A 16,176-nucleotide genomic window follows, 5' to 3' on the forward strand; every position below is an offset into this window, starting at 1 on the left:
GGGCTTGACGCCCCCTCGCCATCGACGCACTATGGTTGCCCGACCCGATCCCGAGGAGCCCTGGAATGTCGCACGCCGCGAACATCGCCACGCTGGAGTCCCGCGTCTCCCATCTCAAGGAGTGTCTTTGACTATCCGCGACTGACCGCGGAGATGGCGGCCCTGGAGCAGACCATGGCCGCGCCGGGCTTCTGGGATGACCAGGCCCGCGCCAAGCGCACCATGTCCCAGTCCAAGCGGCTCAAGGCCTGGCTCGATCCCCTGAACGAGCTGGCCAGCGCCTGCGCGGACCTCACCCTGCTGGACGAGCTGGCCGAGAGCGAGGACGACGCCTCCGCCAGCGCGGAGATCGAATCGGAGCTGGAGCGCCTCGAGGAGCGCCTGGACGGCTACGAGCTCCTGCTCATGTTCAAGGACGAGGACGACGACAAGAGCGCCATCCTCACCATCCACCCCGGCGCCGGCGGCACCGAGAGCGCGGACTGGGCCGAGATGCTCTGGCGCATGTACCAGCGCTACTGCGAGCGCCAGGGTTGGCAGACCGAGCTGCTGGACTTCCAGCGCAGCGACGAGGCGGGCATCAAGAGCGTGAGCGTCGAGGTGAAGGGCGACTTCGCCTACGGACGCCTGAAGGCCGAGCGCGGCGTGCACCGGCTGGTGCGCATCAGTCCCTTCGACGCGCAGAGCCGTCGGCACACGTCCTTCGCGTCGGTCTTCGTCTATCCCGAGGTGGAGGAGGCGGGCGACATCGAGCTGGACGAAGCCGACCTCAAGGTGGACACCTTCCGCGCCAGCGGCGCGGGCGGCCAGCACGTGAACAAGACCAGCAGCGCGGTGCGCATCACCCACATCCCCACGGGCATCGTGGTGAGCTGCCAGGACGAGCGCAGCCAGCATCGCAATCGCGAGAACGCGCTGAAGATCCTCATGGCGCGGCTCTACCAGCTGCGCCGCGAGGAGGAGGAGGCCGCGCGGCAGAAGCTCGAGGACAGCAAGACCGAGATCGGCTGGGGCAACCAGATCCGCAGCTACGTCTTCCATCCCTACTCCATGGTCAAGGACCACCGGACGGGCGTGGAGACGGGCAACGTGCAGGCCGTCATGGACGGCGACCTGGACCGCTTCGTGGAGGCCTGGCTCAAGAAGAGCTCCGGCATGGCCGTGGGCGACGGGTCGTGACGCGCCTCGAAGTGGCCACGCGCTCGCGGCAGGAGATCGTGGACGTGACGCGGGACGTCGCGCGCGCGGTGGCGGCCAGCGGCGTGGTGGAGGGCCTGTGCCACCTCTTCGTCCCGCACACGACGGCCGGCCTGGCGATCAACGAGAACGCCGATCCGGACGTGAAGCGCGACCTGCTGATGGCCCTGGACAAGCTCGTGCCCGACGACCCGGACTTCCGGCACGCCGAGGGCAACAGCGCCGCGCACCTGAAGAGCGTGCTCGCCGGCAGCGGCGCGACGCTGCTGATCAGCGAGGGTAGGATCGAGCTGGGCAGCTGGGGCGGCGTGTACTTCTGCGAATTCGACGGACCCCGCCGCCGCCGCCTGCTCGTCCGCGTGCAGGGAATGAATGCGGACGGCCGGCAGGTGCTCGCCTAGCGCGGCACCCTGAGCGAGACGCCGCGCGACGCGCGCGCAACGAGGAGGACAGCGAGCCATGGCCGAGCACGAGGCGCCCGAAGCGTCCGGAGCCCCTGGAGCAGTTGACCGTCTGCGCCGGGACAAGGACGAGAAGCTCACGCGCCTGCGCGAACAGGGCGTTGAGCCCTATCCCTACCGCTTCGAGCGCAGCGCCACGGCGGCCGACTGCGTGGCCAACGCCGACGCCTGGGTGGCCGAGGAGAGGGAACTGAAGCTCTGCGGCCGGCTCATGAGCCAGCGCGTCATGGGCAAGACCAGCTTCGGGCATCTCGAAGATCGCAGCGGCAGCCTGCAGCTCTTCCTGCGCCTGGACGAGCTGGGTGAGGAGAGCTACCGGCGCTTCACCAAGCTCGTCGAGCCCGGCGACCACGTGGGCGCCACGGGGGCGCTCTTCGTCACCCGCACCGGCGAGCTCAGCCTCAAGGTCAGGGACTGGACGCTCCTGGCCAAGGCCATGCTGCCGCTGCCCGAGAAGTACCACGGCCTGACGGATCCGGAGCTCCGCGCCCGGCAGCGGTATCTGGACCTGGCGGCCAATGGCGACGTGCGCCGCAACTTCGAGACGCGCTCGCGCATGATCAGCTTCATCCGGCGCTTCTTCGAGGAGCGCGGCTTCCTGGAGGTGGAGACGCCGGTGCTGCAGCCGCTCTACGGGGGGGCCAGCGCGCGTCCCTTCACCACGCTGCACAACGCGCTCGACACCAAGCTCTACCTCCGCATCGCCGACGAGCTCTACCTCAAGCGGCTCATCGTGGGCGGCATGGAGCGCGTCTTCGAGATCGGGAAGATCTTCCGCAACGAGGGCATGGACCGCACGCACAACCCCGAGTTCACCATGCTCGAGGCCTACGCGGCCTACTGGGACTACCACGATCTCATGGAGCTCTTCGAGACGCTCTACGCGCAGCTCGCGACGGAGCTCACCGGCTCGACGCGCATCACCTACGGCGAGCACACGATCGACATGGCTCCGCCCTGGCCGCGGCTCGACTACTACGAGGCCCTCGCGAAGGCCACGGGCGAGGACCTGCGGCTGGCGCCGGCGGAGGCGGTGGCCGCGCTGGCCACGAAGCACGGTATCGCGCTGGAGCCCGGCATGAACCGCGGCAAGCTGCTGGACGCGCTCTTCGCGAAGCTGGTGGAGCCCGGACTGATCCAGCCGACCTTCGTCATGGACCATCCCAAGGAGATCAGCCCGCTGGCCAAGGACCACCGTTCGAAGCCCGGCCAGGTGGAGCGCTTCGAGCCGTTCATCGCCACCTTCGAGGCGGGCAACGCCTTCAGCGAGCTCAACGACCCCGCCGAGCAGCGGCGCCGTTTCGAGGCGCAGATGGGCCTGCGCGCGAAGGGCGACGACGAGGCGCAGGTGCTGGACGAAGACTACATCCGCGCGCTGGAGGTGGGCATGCCGCCCACGGCGGGGCTGGGCATCGGCATCGACCGGCTGGCGATGCTCATGACCGACGCGCACCACATCCGCGAGGTGCTGCTCTTTCCGATGATGCGACCCGAGGCCTGATGGGTCTCGCCTTCGACCTGGCCCTGCGGCATCTGGCCACCTCGCGGCGCGGCGGCTTTCTCGGACGCGTCAGCCTGCTCGCCACCGCGGGCGTGGCGGTGGGGGTGGCCACGCTGCTGACCGTGTTCGCCTTCGTGCAGGGCTTCGAGGCCGAGGTGCTGTCGCTGCTGACGGACATGAATCCCGGCGTCTTCGTCTCCGCGGCGGCGCGGGGCGGGATCGGGCCCGATGACCCGGTCCTGGACACCGTGGCGGCGACGGCCGGGGTGAGCGCCGTGAGTCCCTTCATCCAGCAGAAGGGCGTGCTGAGCACGCGCTCCGGCCGCAGCCTCAAGCTGCGGGGGGTGATCCTGCGGGGGCTCGATCCCGAGCGGGAGCGGGGCGTCACGCGGCTGCTGGACAGCTGCGATCCGCCCTTCGCGGGTTTCGACCTCCTGGGCAGTCCCGAGGCGCCAGGGCTGCTCATGGGCCGTGAGCTGGCGCGCGAGCTGGGCGTGCTGCCCGGCGAGGTCGTCACCTTCACGACCCTGCTCGACGGCGACGGCGACGCGGATCGCGCCCTGCATCAGCCCTTCACCGTGCTGGGTTTCGTGAGCACCGGCCTCTACGAGTTCGACCGGCGCTTCGCCTACCTGGACCTCGCCGTCGCCCAGCGCTGCTTCCGCCCGGAGGGCGGCGCGGATGGCCTGGGACTGCGGGTGATCCGCGTCGACGACGCCGACCGCGTGGCGCTGGCGTTGCGCGGCGAGCTCGAGTACAGCCGCTACCGCGTGGCGAGCTGGCAGGACCTCAACGGCGAGATCTTTCGCTGGATCCGCACGATGCGCTCCGTGCTCTTCGTGGCGCTGAGCCTGATCATCCTCGTGGCGGGCTTCAACATCGCCGGGGCGATGACGATCATCGTCACCGAGCGGACGCGGGAGATCGGCCTGCTGCTGTCGCTGGGGGCGGAGCGGTCCTCGGTGCTGGGCGTCTTCCTCACCGAGGGCTGGATGATCGGCGCCGCGGGGGTGCTGGCGGGGGGACTGCTCGGGACGGGGCTCATCCTGTGGTTCCGCAGCCATCCGCTGCCGCTGCCGGGCGAGGTCTACTTCATCGATCACCTGCCGGCGCAGCTGAGCCCCGCGCTGGTGCTGAGCATCGCGGGGGCGGCGGTGGGCGTCGCGCTCTTCGCCCTGGTGCTGCCGGGACTGGAGGCGCTCCGGCGGCGGCCGCTGGAATCGCTGCAGGGAGAGGGGGGTATCCGTGCCTGAACTGCTGCGCGCGGAGGGGCTGAGCCGCGTCTTCGTGACCGCGCGTCGCCGCCTCGAGGTGCTGGCGGACTGCAGCCTGACGCTGAACGCGGGCGAGGCCCTGTCGATCCTGGGGGCCAGCGGCAGCGGCAAGAGCACGCTGCTGCACATCCTCGGCACGCTCGACCGGCCGGACGCGGGATCGCTGCGCTTCGACGGACGCGACCTCCTGGCCGCGAAGGCGCGCGAGGCGAGCGCCTTCCGGCGCAAGGAGCTCGGCTTCATCTTCCAGTTCCACCACCTGCTGCCGGAGTTCTCGGCGCTGGAGAACGTCGCGCTGCCCGGGCTCATCGCGCGGCAGCGACGCGCCGAGGCCTTCGCCCGGGCGAGCGCCCTGCTCGCGCGGGTCGGTCTCGCCGAGCGGGAGGAGCATCGCCCGGGCGAGCTCTCGGGGGGCGAGCAGCAGCGCGTGGCCGTGGCGCGCGCGCTGCTGAGCAAGCCGCGCCTGGTGCTCGCGGACGAGCCCACCGGCAACCTCGACACCGCCACGGGGCGAGAGGTGGCCGATCTGCTCTTCGAACTCACCGCCGACGAGGGCGTGGGCCTGCTGCTCGTCACCCACGACGCCGCGCTCGCCACGCGCGCGCACCGCAGCCTGCGCCTCGACCGGGGCCGCCTGGGCCCGGCCTGACCCTGGTGAGACCCGGCCCCCGGCTCTATATTGAAGGCGGAGGTCAGGTCCATGCGTGAGATCTGCGAAGCCTGCGGCCAGCGCGAAGCAGAATTCCGTTTCACGGAAGTGGACGGCGCGGGCAAGCGCTCAGCGCTGCTCTGCGCCGACTGCGGCGTGGCCCGCGGGCTGCCCAGGGACGCCGTCAAGGGCGAGCGGATGGACACGCGCGCCCTGTGGCGCGAGATCATCGAGCAGCTCTCCGAGGGCCGCGGCGACGACGCCCTCTCCTGCCCCGACTGCGGCCAGACCTTCGCCGACTTCGAGCGGACCCGGCGGCTGGGCTGTCCGCGCTGCTACCAGACCTTCATGGGCGACATGACCCGCCTGCTCCAGGACTGGCACGGCGGCCAGGGGCACCGCGGCAAGATGCCGCGCAACTTCGGGCGCCGGATCGACCTGCGGCGGCGAATCGTCGGGGTCAAGGAGAGCATCCACCTGGCCGTGGGCGAGGAGCGCTTCGAGGACGCCGCGCGCCTGCGCGACGAGATGAAGGACCTGGAGCGCGAGCTGGCCCGCCTGCTCGAGACGGGAGAGCCGTCGTGACCCTGGCCCCGCAGTTCAGGTCGCTCCTGGAGGAGACGCGCAGCCGGCGCCACCCCGTGGTCCTGGGGGCGCTCTGCATCCTGCGGCGCAATCTGCCCGAGCGCTTTCCCGGGCGCCTGGACCGGCAGGAGCGGGAGCTGCTGCGGGACCGGCTCTTCGCCGCCCTGGCCGAGATGGACTGCTGCCGCGAGGCCAGTTTCCTCAAGGCCGAACTGCTCGACCCGGCGGAGATGGCCTGCCTCGCGGAGTTCGCGTTGCTGCCGGAGCGGCAGGACCTGGCCGACGACCGACGCGGGCTCGTCCTGCCGGCGGGCGCCCGTCACAGCGTCCGCGTCGGCGATGGCGACCATCTTTGCCTGCAGGGGCACCGGGAGGGCTGGGAGCTCGAGGAGATCTGGGCCGACGTGGACAGCCTCGACGCGGCCCTCGAGGAGCGCCTCGATTTCGCCTTCTCCGAGGAGTTCGGCTACCTCACCGCCTCTCCCCGCCGGGCGGGGACGGCGCTGCAGTGCCGCGCCCTGCTCCATCTGCCCGCCCTGACGCTGCGGGGCGAGCTGCCGCGCCTGCTGCGCGCCCTGGACGTGCTCCACGGCGACGTCCGCCTGCACGGGGACGGCGAGGGCCCCGGCACGCTCCTGGAGCTGGCCAACTCCCGCAGCATGGGGATGAGCGAAGATGAGCTGGTGGACGGGTTTGCGGAGGTCGTGAACAAGCTCAGCGCCTTCGAGGACCGGGCCCGGGAGGCCCTCCTCACCGAGGCACGGAGCTTGCTCGAAGACAGGGTCTGGACCGCCTATGGGCAGCTGCGCTACGGCCGGCTGCTCAGCGCCCAGACCGCCGCCGAGCTGCTGGGCACGCTGAGCCTGGGCTGTCGGGCTGGCATCTTGGAAGTAGTTGATTATCAAGGAGTTCAGTCCATGTGGCGGCGTGTGGGGGACGGCGGGCTTCAGCTGCTCGCCGGCGAGACCCTCGACCCCGCGGCACGGGACGCCCGGCGCGCGGAGCAGCTCCGGCGCTGGCTGGCGGATCTGGAAACGGCCGAGCGGAAAGGATAGTCCATGAACGACCGATTCACCGAGCGCGTCCGCAAGGTGCTCTTCCTGGCCCGGGACGAGGCCAGCCGCCTTCAGCACGAGTACATCGGCACGGAGCACCTGCTGCTGGGCATCGTCCGGGAGGGCGAGGGCATCGCCGCCAAGGTCCTGAAGAAGATGGGCCTGGACTTCGAGCAGATCCGCCTCGCGGTGGAGAAGCTGGTGGCGGCCACCGGCGGCACGGTGACCATCGGCGAGATCCCCTTCACGCCGCGGGCGAAGACCGTCCTCGAGCTGTCGGTGGAGGAGGCCCGCCTGCTGGGCCACAACTACGTGGGCACCGAGCACCTGCTGCTGGGGCTGATCCGCGAGGGCGAGGGCGTCGCGGCGCGCGTGCTGCTCGACCTGGGCGCGGACCGCAAGAAGGTGCGCGAGGAGATCCTCAAGCTGCTGGGCGCCACGGGCGGGCAGCGGCGCAATCCCCGCCGCGAGAAGAGCGAGACGCCGGCGCTGGACCAGTTCGGCCGCGACCTCACGCAGTACGCGTCCGACGGCAAGCTGGACCCCGTGATCGGCCGCGACAAGGAGATCGAGCGGGTCATCCAGGTGCTCTGCCGGCGGAAGAAGAACAACCCGGTGCTCATCGGCGAGCCGGGCGTGGGCAAGACGGCCATCGCCGAGGGCCTGGCCCAGCACATCGTCGAGAACAAGGTGCCCAAGATCCTCAAGGACAAGCGCATCTGCACCCTGGATCTGGCAAGCGTCGTGGCGGGAACGAAATATCGCGGTCAGTTCGAGGAGCGCCTGAAGAGCGTGATCAACGAGATCCGCGAGTCGAGCGACGTGATCATCTTCATCGACGAGCTGCACACCATCGTGGGCGCAGGCGGCGCCGAGGGCGCCATCGACGCCTCGAACATGCTCAAGCCGGCCCTGGCGCGCGGGGAGATGCAGTGCATCGGCGCCACGACCCTGGACGAGTACCGCAAGCACATCGAGAAGGACGGCGCCCTCGAGCGGCGCTTCCAGATGGTCCTGGTCAACCCGCCCTCGGAGGAGGAGACCATCGCCATCATCCGCGGGCTCCGCGACAAGTACGAGGCGCACCACCGCGCCACCTTCACCGACGACGCCATCGTGCAGTCCGTGAAGCTCAGCCAGCGCTACGTGAACAACCGCTTCCTGCCGGACAAGGCCTTCGACGTGATCGACGAGGCCGGCGCGCGGGCGCGGCTGGCCGTCACGGCGATTCCGAAGGAGCTGGTGGAGATGGAGCGCGAGGTGGAGCGCCTCGAGCAGGAGAAGGAGAGCGCGATCCAGAACCAGGAGTTCGAGACCGCCGCGCGGCTCCGCGACAAGGAGAAGGAGCTCAAGGCGCGCCTCGAGAACCTGCGGATCGAGGTGGAGGAGAACGTCAGCGAGGAGCGCGCGGTGGTGGACGTGGAGGACATCTGCAAGGTCATCAGCGAGATGACCGGCATCCCCGTCACCAGCGTGGAAGAGCGCGAGGGCGAGAAGCTCCTGCGGATGGAGGAGGTGCTGACCGAGCGCGTGATCGGGCAGGCGGAGGCGGTGGCGGCCATCGCCACGGCCATTCGCCGCAACCGCGCGGGGCTGCGCGATCCGCGGCGGCCCATCGGGTCCTTCCTCTTCCTCGGCCCCACGGGCGTGGGCAAGACCCACCTCGCGCGGCAGCTCGCGCGCTTCCTCTTCGACTCGGAAGACCAGCTCCTGCGCATCGACATGTCCGAGTACATGGAGAAGTTCGCCGTGAGCCGTCTCATCGGCGCGCCTCCCGGCTACGTGGGCTACGACGAGGGCGGCTACCTCACCGAGAAGGTCCGCCGCAGTCCCTACTCGGTGGTGCTGCTCGACGAGATCGAGAAGGCCCACCCGGACGTCTTCAACATCCTCCTGCAGATCCTGGAGGACGGCCAGCTCACCGACAGCTTCGGCCGCACGGTGGACTTCAAGAACACCGTGGTGCTCATGACCAGCAACCTGGGCGTGCGCCAGCTCAAGGAGAGCCGGACCATGGGCTTCTCGCTGGCCACGGACGACAGCGACTACAAGGACATGCGCCACAAGATCATGGACGAGGTCAAGCGCGCCCTGAGTCCGGAGTTCCTGAACCGCATCGACGACACGATCGTCTTCCACAGCCTGGGCCGGGCGGAGATGAGCCGCATCCTGGAGATCCTCATCGGCGATCTGCAGGCGCGTCTCAAGGAACAGAGCTTCAGCTTCACGCTCGACGACCCGGCCAAGCAGCTGCTCATCGACCGCGGCTTCGACCCCAGCCTGGGCGCGCGGCCGCTGCGCCGGGCCATCCAGCGCAACCTGGAGAACCCGCTGGCCGAGCAGATCCTGGCGGGCAAGCTGCGCCGCGGGCGGCCGGTCGCGATCTCGGTGAAGGACGGGGAACTCCATTTCGTGCAGTCAGATGCGAGCGGCAAGGGGGGCGGGCGGGGGGCCCGCAAGGACGAGCCGTCCCCGGCGTCGGCGCCCGCGGAGTAGGGGGGCGGAAAGACCTTTACAAGCCGCGGCACTTCTCCTAGATTCCCACTGTTTTACGGCTCCTGCGGGGGCCGTTTTTTTGGGCCGCAGGCCCGTGGCTTGTCTCCCACGCGAGCGGATGCCGATGCTGCGACGCGTTCCCTTCCTCTTCCTCGCCCTCCTCGCCTCGCTGCTCACGCTCCCGGCGGGATCTGCGCGTGCCCAGAGCTTCACCGTGGACTCCCTGCGGGTCACGGGAGAGCGCTTCGTGCCGGCCGATCGCATCCTGCTGGAGTTCGGCGTCGCCAAGGGGGACACCCTCGACCGGGACACGCTGGGCGACGCGGTCAAGCGGCTCTACCGCAGCCACCGCTTCGAGACCCTGACCGTGCGTGCCGAGCCGCTAGGCGCCAGCAGCGCCCTGCTCGAGCTGCAGGTCACCGAGTACCCCCGCGTGGCCGAACTTCGCTGGGAGGGGCTGAAGAAGCTCAAGAAGAAGGACCTGGAAGAGGCCATCCGGATCACGCAGGGCAGCTATCTGCGGCCGCTGCTCGTGGAGCAGGCCAAGGCGTCCATCCTGGCTCACGCCGAGGAGAAGGGCTACTACTCCGCCAGCGTCGAGGCGGACGACACCGTTCAGAACGGCCGGGCCACGCTCACCTTCACGCTGCACGAGGGCGCGAAGACGAAGATCCACGACATCCGCTTCGAAGGGAACAGCGGCCTGTCCACGGGCGAGCTGAGGGACGCCGTGAGCTCGAAGCCCAAGCGGATCTATCTGCCCACGAGCTGGACGAACTTCAACGCCTACCAGCCGGACTCGATCGCGGCGGACGTCGCGAGCATCACCCGGGCCTATCACCAGGCGGGCTATCTCGACGCGAAGGTGCTGGACACCCAGCGCGACTTCGACGAGAAGAACGCGGACGTGACGATCACCTACCGGGTCGAGGAGGGCGATCGCTACGCGTTCGGCGCCATCGACTGGTCGGGCAACGTGGCGCTGCCGGACTCGAGCATCGCCGAGTTCCTGCCCTTCGAGGCGGGCCAGCCCTTCGACGGCTGGGCGCTGGACCGCGGCGTGGCGCGCGTGTCCGAGGCGCTCTACGACCGCGGCTACCTGTACAACCAGGTCCGGCCGGAGCGGAACCTGCACGAGCACAGCGTGGACCTCTCCCTGCGCATCGTGGAGGGTCCGCTGGCGCGGGTGCGCGAGGTCATCGTGGCGGGCAACGACAAGACCCTCGACAAGGTCATCCGCCGCGAGATGAAGATCTACCCGGGCGAGCTGTTCAACCGCGAGAAGGTGATCCGCAGCCACCGGGACATCTTCATGCTGCGCTTCTTCGACGACGTGCAGTTCGAGCCGCGCACCGATCCGGCCAGCGGCGACGTCGACCTGGTCTTCCGCGTGGTGGAGCGCTCCACGGGCAACTTCGGCGCGGGCATCACCTACAGCGAGGCGACGAGCGTCACGGGCTTCATCCAGGTGGGCGCGCAGAACTTCCGCGGCCGCGGCGAGAGCCTGAACTTCCAGTGGGAGTTCGGCAGCCGCGTGAACCTGTTCAACGTCGGCTTCACCGAGCCGTGGTTCCGGGACCGGCCGATCTCGCTGAGTGGGAACGTCTATCGCAGCCGCAGCGACCTGTACCGGGAGTACTACAAGGACGAGAAGCTGGGCTTCTCCTTCGGCGCGGGGCGCCCCTTCCCGTGGCTGGAGTTCGCCCGCATCAGCGCGACCTACCGTCTGGAGAGCATCAAGCTCTACGACTTCAGCCAGGAGTACCTGGACGCGGGCGGCCGCCTCGCCGAGCGCGACTGGCCCGAGGTGGAGAGCAGCGTGACCTTCTCCTTCTGGCGCGACTCCACCGACAACCCCTTCCTGCCGAGCCGGGGCACCCGCTTCCGCACGAGCGGCCAGTTCGCCGGCGGTGCGCTGGGGGGCAATCTCGCCTACCAGAAGTACCTCTCGAACTACACGTGGTACCAGAAGCTGGGCGGACCCTTCGTGCTGCGCTTCCACCAGACGCTCGGCCTGGTGGATGGCCTGGACCGCCCCGACCAGGTGCCGGATCAGGAGCGCTTCCGTCTGGGCGGCAACCGCACGGAACCTCTGCGCGGCTACGACGAGTACAGCGTGGTGCCCTACGGCAACAGCGGCTTCCTGGGCGGACGCGCCATGACCACGGGCACCGTGGAGGTCGTGCTGGGCGTGAACAACAGCGTGCAGATCGTCGCGCCCTTCTTCGACTTCGGCAACACCTGGAACTCGATGTCCGAAGCCGATTTCACCACGCTCAAGCGCTCGCTGGGCTTCGGCGCCCGCATCGAGATTCCGCTGATGGGTGTCCTCGGCTTCGACTGGGGTTACCCCCTGGACCCCGCGCCCGGGTCGGATCACGGGCGCTTCCACTTCAAGATGGGAACCGACTTCTAGGAGAGATGCCGCCATGCGCGTCAAGCAGTCCATTCTCGCGCTCGCAGTCGTGGCCCTGGCCGCGGTGGGCGCGGCTCGCGCCGACGACCTCAAGGTGGGGGTCCTGGACATCCAGGCGATCTTCCAGAACTACGAGGGCTACGAGGAAGCGCTGAAGATCTTCAACAAGGACATGGAGGCCTGGCAGGCCCAGAAACAGCAGATGATCAGCGAGCTCACCGAGGCGCGCGACAACTTCGCCGTGCAGCGCCCGATGATGACGCCGGAGACGCAGCAGCAGCGGCAGTCGGAGCTAGCCCAGCTCGAGGGCGAGCTCTACCAGTTCGACCAGGAGAAGTTCGGCCCCGAGGGCGAGGCCGCGCGGCGCAACATGGAACTGAGCGAGCCGATCTACGAGAAGATCCGCGAGGCCGTGAAGACCATCGCCGAGGAAGACGGATACGATCTGGTCTTCGACGTCAATGGTGTGATAGTTTACTGGCGCCCGGACCTGAATCTCGACGATCGCGTCGCCGCGGCGATCAATGCCAAGGGCTAGCGCCGGAAGGGTGGCAATCTTGACCAAGCCGGACCAGGACCTGCTGGGGGCGGCGAGCGCCGCGCGCAGCTACACGCTGGCGGAGGTGGCCCGCGCCCTCGCCGGGGATCTCGAGGGGGATCCCACGCTCGAGATCAGCGGCATCGCCGGCATCCGCGAGGCGGAGCCCGGGCAGATCAGCTTCCTGGCGAACGGGCGCTATCAGGGATTCGTCAAGGAGACGCGGGCCAGCGCGCTCATCGTGAGCCGGAAGGCCGAGATCAACGGCCTGCCCGCTGTGCGCGTGGACGATCCCTACCTCAGCTTCCTCAGGGCCATCCAGCTCTTCGCGAGCCCCCTGCGCAACGCCTTCGCGCCGGGGGTGAGCCCGCGCGCCAGCGTGGCGGCGTCCGCGCGCCTCGGCGCCGGTTGCCACGTGGGCGACTTCGTGCGGGTTGGCGAGAACGTGGAGCTCGGCGACCGCGTCGTGCTCATGCCCGGCGCGGTGCTGATGGACCGCGTGCGGATCGGCGAAGACAGCGTCATCTTTCCCAACGTGACGCTCCGCGAGGATTCGAAGCTCGGCGCGCGCGTGATCGTCCACGCCGGCACGGTGGTGGGGGCTGACGGTTTCGGCTACGCCTGGGACGGCAGCGCCCACCGGAAGATCCCGCAGATCGGCCACGTGGTGCTGGGCGACGACGTGGAGCTCGGCGCGAACGTGTGCATCGACCGGGCGACGACGGGCGTCACGTCCATCGGCGACGGCTGCAAGATCGACAACCTCGTCCAGATCGCCCACAACGTGCAGATCGCCAGGAACAGCATCGTCGTGGCGCAGGTGGGCATCTCCGGCAGCACGCGCGTGGGCGAGCACGTGAAGATCGCGGGGCAGGCGGGCATCGTCGGCCACATCGAGATCGGCGACCGCGCCCAGGTGGGCGCGCAGGCCGGCGTGACGAAGTCGGTGGAGCCGGACACGGCCGTCTCGGGCTATCCCGCGCGTCCGCACGATCAGGCCATGCGTCTGCAGGCTGCCCTGGCCAAGCTCCCGGAGCTGGTCCGCCGGGTGCGCGAGCTCGAGGACGAGGTGCGCCGACTGCGCGGCGGCGCGGGCGACGACGGCCGCCAGGAGGACGACCGCACGTGATTCGCCAGCAACGGACCATCGCCAGCGATCTCGTCTACGAGGGGATCGGCCTCCACACGGGCAATCCCGTGCGCATGCACTTCCACCCTGCGCCGCCCAACACGGGCATCGTCTTCCGGCGGGTGGATCTCGATCCGCCGCTGGACTTCCCCGTGCACGCGGACTTCTCGCCCGCGGTCACCGAGGAGTTCCGGAACACCACGCTCAGCCGCGACGGGCAGAGCATCCACACCGTGGAGCACGTCCTCGCGACGCTGACCGGCCTGGGCGTGGACAACGTCATCGTGGAGCTCGACAGCAACGAACCCGCCGAGCCCGTCCATGGCAGCTGCGCCGACTACGTGGAGCGCTTCAAGGAAGTCGGCATCACGGGACAGGGCGCCCCGGTGCGCTACTTCGAGGTGAAGCAGCCGATCAGTCTCGTGGAGAACGAGATCGAGCTGCTGGCCCTGCCCTACGACGGCTTCCGCATCAGCTTCACGATCAAGTACGACGAGCCGCAGCTGGGCACGCAGTACGCGTCCTTCGACATCAACCCCCAGATCTTCGAGGAGGAGATCGCGAGCGCGCGCACCTTCGTGCTCTGGGACGACGTCGAGCGCCTGCGCGAGCAGGGCCTGATCAAGGGCGGCACGATGGACAACGCGATCGTGGTGGGGCGCGAGGGCATCATGAACGAGACGCCGCTGCGCTTTCCCAACGAGTTCGTCCGCCACAAGATCCTCGATCTGCTGGGCGACCTGACGCTGGTGGGCCGGCCGATCAAGGGCCACATCATCAGCCACAAGAGCGGGCACGTCTCCAACGGCAAGTTCGCGCGCATGCTCGCCGAGGCGGCCGAGCGCCAGGACAAGACCTTCATCGGCGGCGCGCCCAACGAGTGGAACATCCGCGACATCATGCGGATCATGCCCCACCGCTATCCCTTCCTGCTCGTGGACAAGCTCATCGAGATGGTGGACGGCCAGCGCGTGGTGGGCGTGAAGAACGTCACGGTGAACGAGCCCTTCTTCGACGGGCACTTTCCCGGGCACCCGATCTTCCCCGCCGTCCTGATCCTGGAGGCCATGGCCCAGACGGGCGGCATCCTGCTCCTGTCCACGGTTGACAATCCGACGGGCAAGCTCGTCTACTTCATGGGCATCGACAACGCGCGCTTCCGGCGGCCCGTGCTGCCCGGGGATCAGCTGCGTTTCGAGCTGAGCATGCTGCGTCTGCGCAAGAGCGGGTGCAAGATGCGTGGCGAGGCCTTCGTGGACGGCCAGCTCGTCGCGGAGGCGGAACTGATGGCCCAGGTGGTCGAGCGCTAGCGTGAGGGCGGTCATGGGCAGAGCGAGCGGCGAGCAGGGGAGGATCCACCCCACGGCCATTGTGGGCGAGGGCGTCACGCTCGGCGCGGACGTCAGCATCGGCCCGTTCAGCATCGTCGCCGACGGCGCCGTGATCGGCGACGGCTGCGAGATCGCCAGCCACGTGCGCATCGAGGGCTGCGTCCGCCTCGGACCGCGCAACCGCATCTTCCAGGGCGCCGTGCTGGGCAGTCCGCCCCAGGACCTGAAGTACCGGGGCGAGCCGAGCATCCTCGACATCGGCGCGGACAACATGATCCGTGAGTACGCCACGCTCAACCCGGGCACGGCGGCGGGCGAGGTGACCCGCGTGGGCAGCGGCTGCCTTCTCATGGCCTATTCCCACGTCGCGCACAACTGCGCGATCGGCGACGGCGTCATCCTGGCCAACAGCGTGAATCTCGCCGGGCATGTCGCGGTCGAAGATCATGCGATCGTGGGGGGCGTGACGCCCGTCCACCAGTTCGTGCGGATCGGCGCGCACGCCTTCGTGGGCGGCGGCAGCCGCGTTCCCCAGGACGTTCCCCCGTTCCTCCGTGGCGCGGGTAATCCGATGGAGATCGCCGGTCTGAATCTACTGGGCTTGCAGCGGCGCGGGTTCGCGCCCGAGACCCTGAACAGCCTCCGCAAGGCCTATCGCCTGCTCTACCGCGCGGGCCTCAACACGACGCAGGCCCTGGAACGCATGGAGACCGAGTTGAGCGACTGCGCCGAGGTGCGCAGGCTCATCGACTTCGTGCGCAGCAGCGCGCGCGGCATCACCAAGTAGGACAGGTCAGTCGCCCGCCTCGCCGACCCCGAGCAGCGCGGGCTGGCTGGCCGTGGCGTCGTTCCAGCGCTCGAACTCGGCGGCGAGGGTCGTGGCCGCGGCCTGGAGCGCCGGGGCGGCGAAGTCCGCGGGCGCGTAGAGGAGGGCGAGACCGCTGACGGTCTCCGGGCGGATCCGGGTCCGGTCGGAGTCCGAGCTGGGCGAGCCGAAGGCGCCCTGGTCATCGGCCAGGCAGAGGCGGGCCTCCACGTTCACCGGCGCCTTGCGGATCCCGGGGAAGGACTCGTCCGGCTCGCCGAGGCGCAGGATCACGTCGCCCGCGACGCGGTCCGCGTCGTAGAGCCCCAGGGGCATCCCGTGCGAGAGCGAGAACAGGTTGCCCGTGTCCACGACGGCGTCGAGGCGGTAGAGCTCCTTGCCCAGCAGGATCCGCCGCAGCAGCGCCTCGCTGGACGGGCGGTGCCGCGTGGGATCCATCCCCACGGCCTTGTAGAGCGTGCGTGCGGGCGCGAAGAGTGGGATCTCGGAGGGCTTGAGCCCCGCCCAGCGCTGGCGCAGGCCCTCGGCGACGCGCGCCACCTCGTCGCGGAAGCCCGGCGCCTCCTCGTGGCGCAGTTCCGAGAGCGTGAACCAGGCCGCCATCACGCGTCCCCGGAGTTCCGGATGCAGGGTGACGTCCACGGGGCTTCCTTTCGCCGGCGGCGCGCGCAGGCTACGGTTGCAGCCCTTCGCGCCGGCCACTAAGATCCAGCCTGCT

General features: G+C 69.4%; 14 protein-coding genes. 13 read left to right on the forward strand and 1 reads right to left on the reverse strand.

Translation table 11 applies throughout. The features are described from left to right. The first annotated feature begins 153 nt into the window (after nucleotides 1-153). The 13 genes from prfB (at nucleotide 154) to lpxA (ending at nucleotide 15,419) form a co-directional block, all read left to right on the forward strand. Complete coding sequence (gene prfB, locus H6693_02440; protein MCB9515033.1) at nucleotides 154-1,179, forward strand: peptide chain release factor 2; 1,026 nt, start codon at nucleotides 154-156, stop codon at nucleotides 1,177-1,179. Then, a complete protein-coding gene (locus tag H6693_02445; GenBank protein ID MCB9515034.1) occupies nucleotides 1,176-1,598 on the forward strand; it encodes a YjbQ family protein in 423 nt (140 codons plus the stop codon). The genes prfB and H6693_02445 overlap by 4 nt, the downstream gene beginning before the upstream one ends. 58 nt (nucleotides 1,599-1,656) lie before the next feature. After that, entirely contained in the window at nucleotides 1,657-3,159 is a 1,503-nt protein-coding gene (gene lysS, locus H6693_02450) for a lysine--tRNA ligase (GenBank protein ID MCB9515035.1), read from the forward strand. Next, entirely contained in the window at nucleotides 3,159-4,412 is a 1,254-nt protein-coding gene (locus H6693_02455) for an ABC transporter permease (GenBank protein ID MCB9515036.1), read from the forward strand. Before lysS ends, H6693_02455 begins: the two co-directional genes overlap by 1 nt. 1 nt (nucleotide 4,413) lies before the next feature. Continuing rightward, a complete protein-coding gene (locus H6693_02460) occupies nucleotides 4,414-5,082 on the forward strand; it encodes an ABC transporter ATP-binding protein (protein ID MCB9515037.1) in 669 nt (222 codons plus the stop codon). Nucleotides 5,083-5,133: 51 nt separating this feature from the next. Beyond that, nucleotides 5,134-5,667: a UvrB/UvrC motif-containing protein gene (locus H6693_02465; GenBank protein MCB9515038.1), complete on the forward strand. Its 534-nt coding sequence runs from the start codon at nucleotides 5,134-5,136 to the stop codon at nucleotides 5,665-5,667. Continuing rightward, entirely contained in the window at nucleotides 5,664-6,722 is a 1,059-nt protein-coding gene (locus H6693_02470; protein ID MCB9515039.1) for a hypothetical protein, read from the forward strand. The genes H6693_02465 and H6693_02470 overlap by 4 nt, the downstream gene beginning before the upstream one ends. Before the next feature lie 3 nt (nucleotides 6,723-6,725). Continuing rightward, nucleotides 6,726-9,218: an ATP-dependent Clp protease ATP-binding subunit gene (locus tag H6693_02475; GenBank protein MCB9515040.1), complete on the forward strand. Its 2,493-nt coding sequence runs from the start codon at nucleotides 6,726-6,728 to the stop codon at nucleotides 9,216-9,218. 124 nt (nucleotides 9,219-9,342) lie between these two features. Continuing rightward, a complete protein-coding gene (bamA, locus tag H6693_02480) occupies nucleotides 9,343-11,634 on the forward strand; it encodes an outer membrane protein assembly factor BamA (GenBank protein MCB9515041.1) in 2,292 nt (763 codons plus the stop codon). 13 nt (nucleotides 11,635-11,647) lie between these two features. Beyond that, the gene (locus H6693_02485; protein MCB9515042.1) at nucleotides 11,648-12,172 is read left to right on the forward strand and encodes an OmpH family outer membrane protein; all 525 of its coding nucleotides are present in this window, start codon (nucleotides 11,648-11,650) and stop codon (nucleotides 12,170-12,172) included. A 19-nt stretch (nucleotides 12,173-12,191) separates the two neighbouring features. Continuing rightward, nucleotides 12,192-13,301 carry a UDP-3-O-(3-hydroxymyristoyl)glucosamine N-acyltransferase gene (gene lpxD / locus H6693_02490; GenBank protein ID MCB9515043.1) on the forward strand — a complete coding sequence of 370 codons (1,110 nt, stop codon included), beginning with the start codon at nucleotides 12,192-12,194 and terminating at the stop codon, nucleotides 13,299-13,301. Further along, nucleotides 13,298-14,611 (forward strand): bifunctional UDP-3-O-[3-hydroxymyristoyl] N-acetylglucosamine deacetylase/3-hydroxyacyl-ACP dehydratase, encoded by a 1,314-nt coding sequence (locus H6693_02495; GenBank protein ID MCB9515044.1) that lies wholly within the window; start codon nucleotides 13,298-13,300, stop codon nucleotides 14,609-14,611. The genes lpxD and H6693_02495 overlap by 4 nt, the downstream gene beginning before the upstream one ends. A gap of 13 nt (nucleotides 14,612-14,624) precedes the next feature. Beyond that, the gene (gene lpxA / locus H6693_02500) at nucleotides 14,625-15,419 is read left to right on the forward strand and encodes an acyl-ACP--UDP-N-acetylglucosamine O-acyltransferase (GenBank protein ID MCB9515045.1); all 795 of its coding nucleotides are present in this window, start codon (nucleotides 14,625-14,627) and stop codon (nucleotides 15,417-15,419) included. A 6-nt stretch (nucleotides 15,420-15,425) separates the two neighbouring features. On the opposite strand, the gene H6693_02505 is transcribed toward lpxA, so the two are convergent. Further along, complete coding sequence (locus H6693_02505; GenBank protein ID MCB9515046.1) at nucleotides 15,426-16,160, reverse strand: hypothetical protein; 735 nt, start codon at nucleotides 16,158-16,160, stop codon at nucleotides 15,426-15,428. Nucleotides 16,161-16,176: the final 16 nt, after the last annotated feature.

It is taken from the genome of Candidatus Latescibacterota bacterium (assembly GCA_020633725.1).
Classification (GTDB): domain Bacteria; phylum Krumholzibacteriota; class Krumholzibacteriia; order JACNKJ01; family JACNKJ01; genus VGXI01.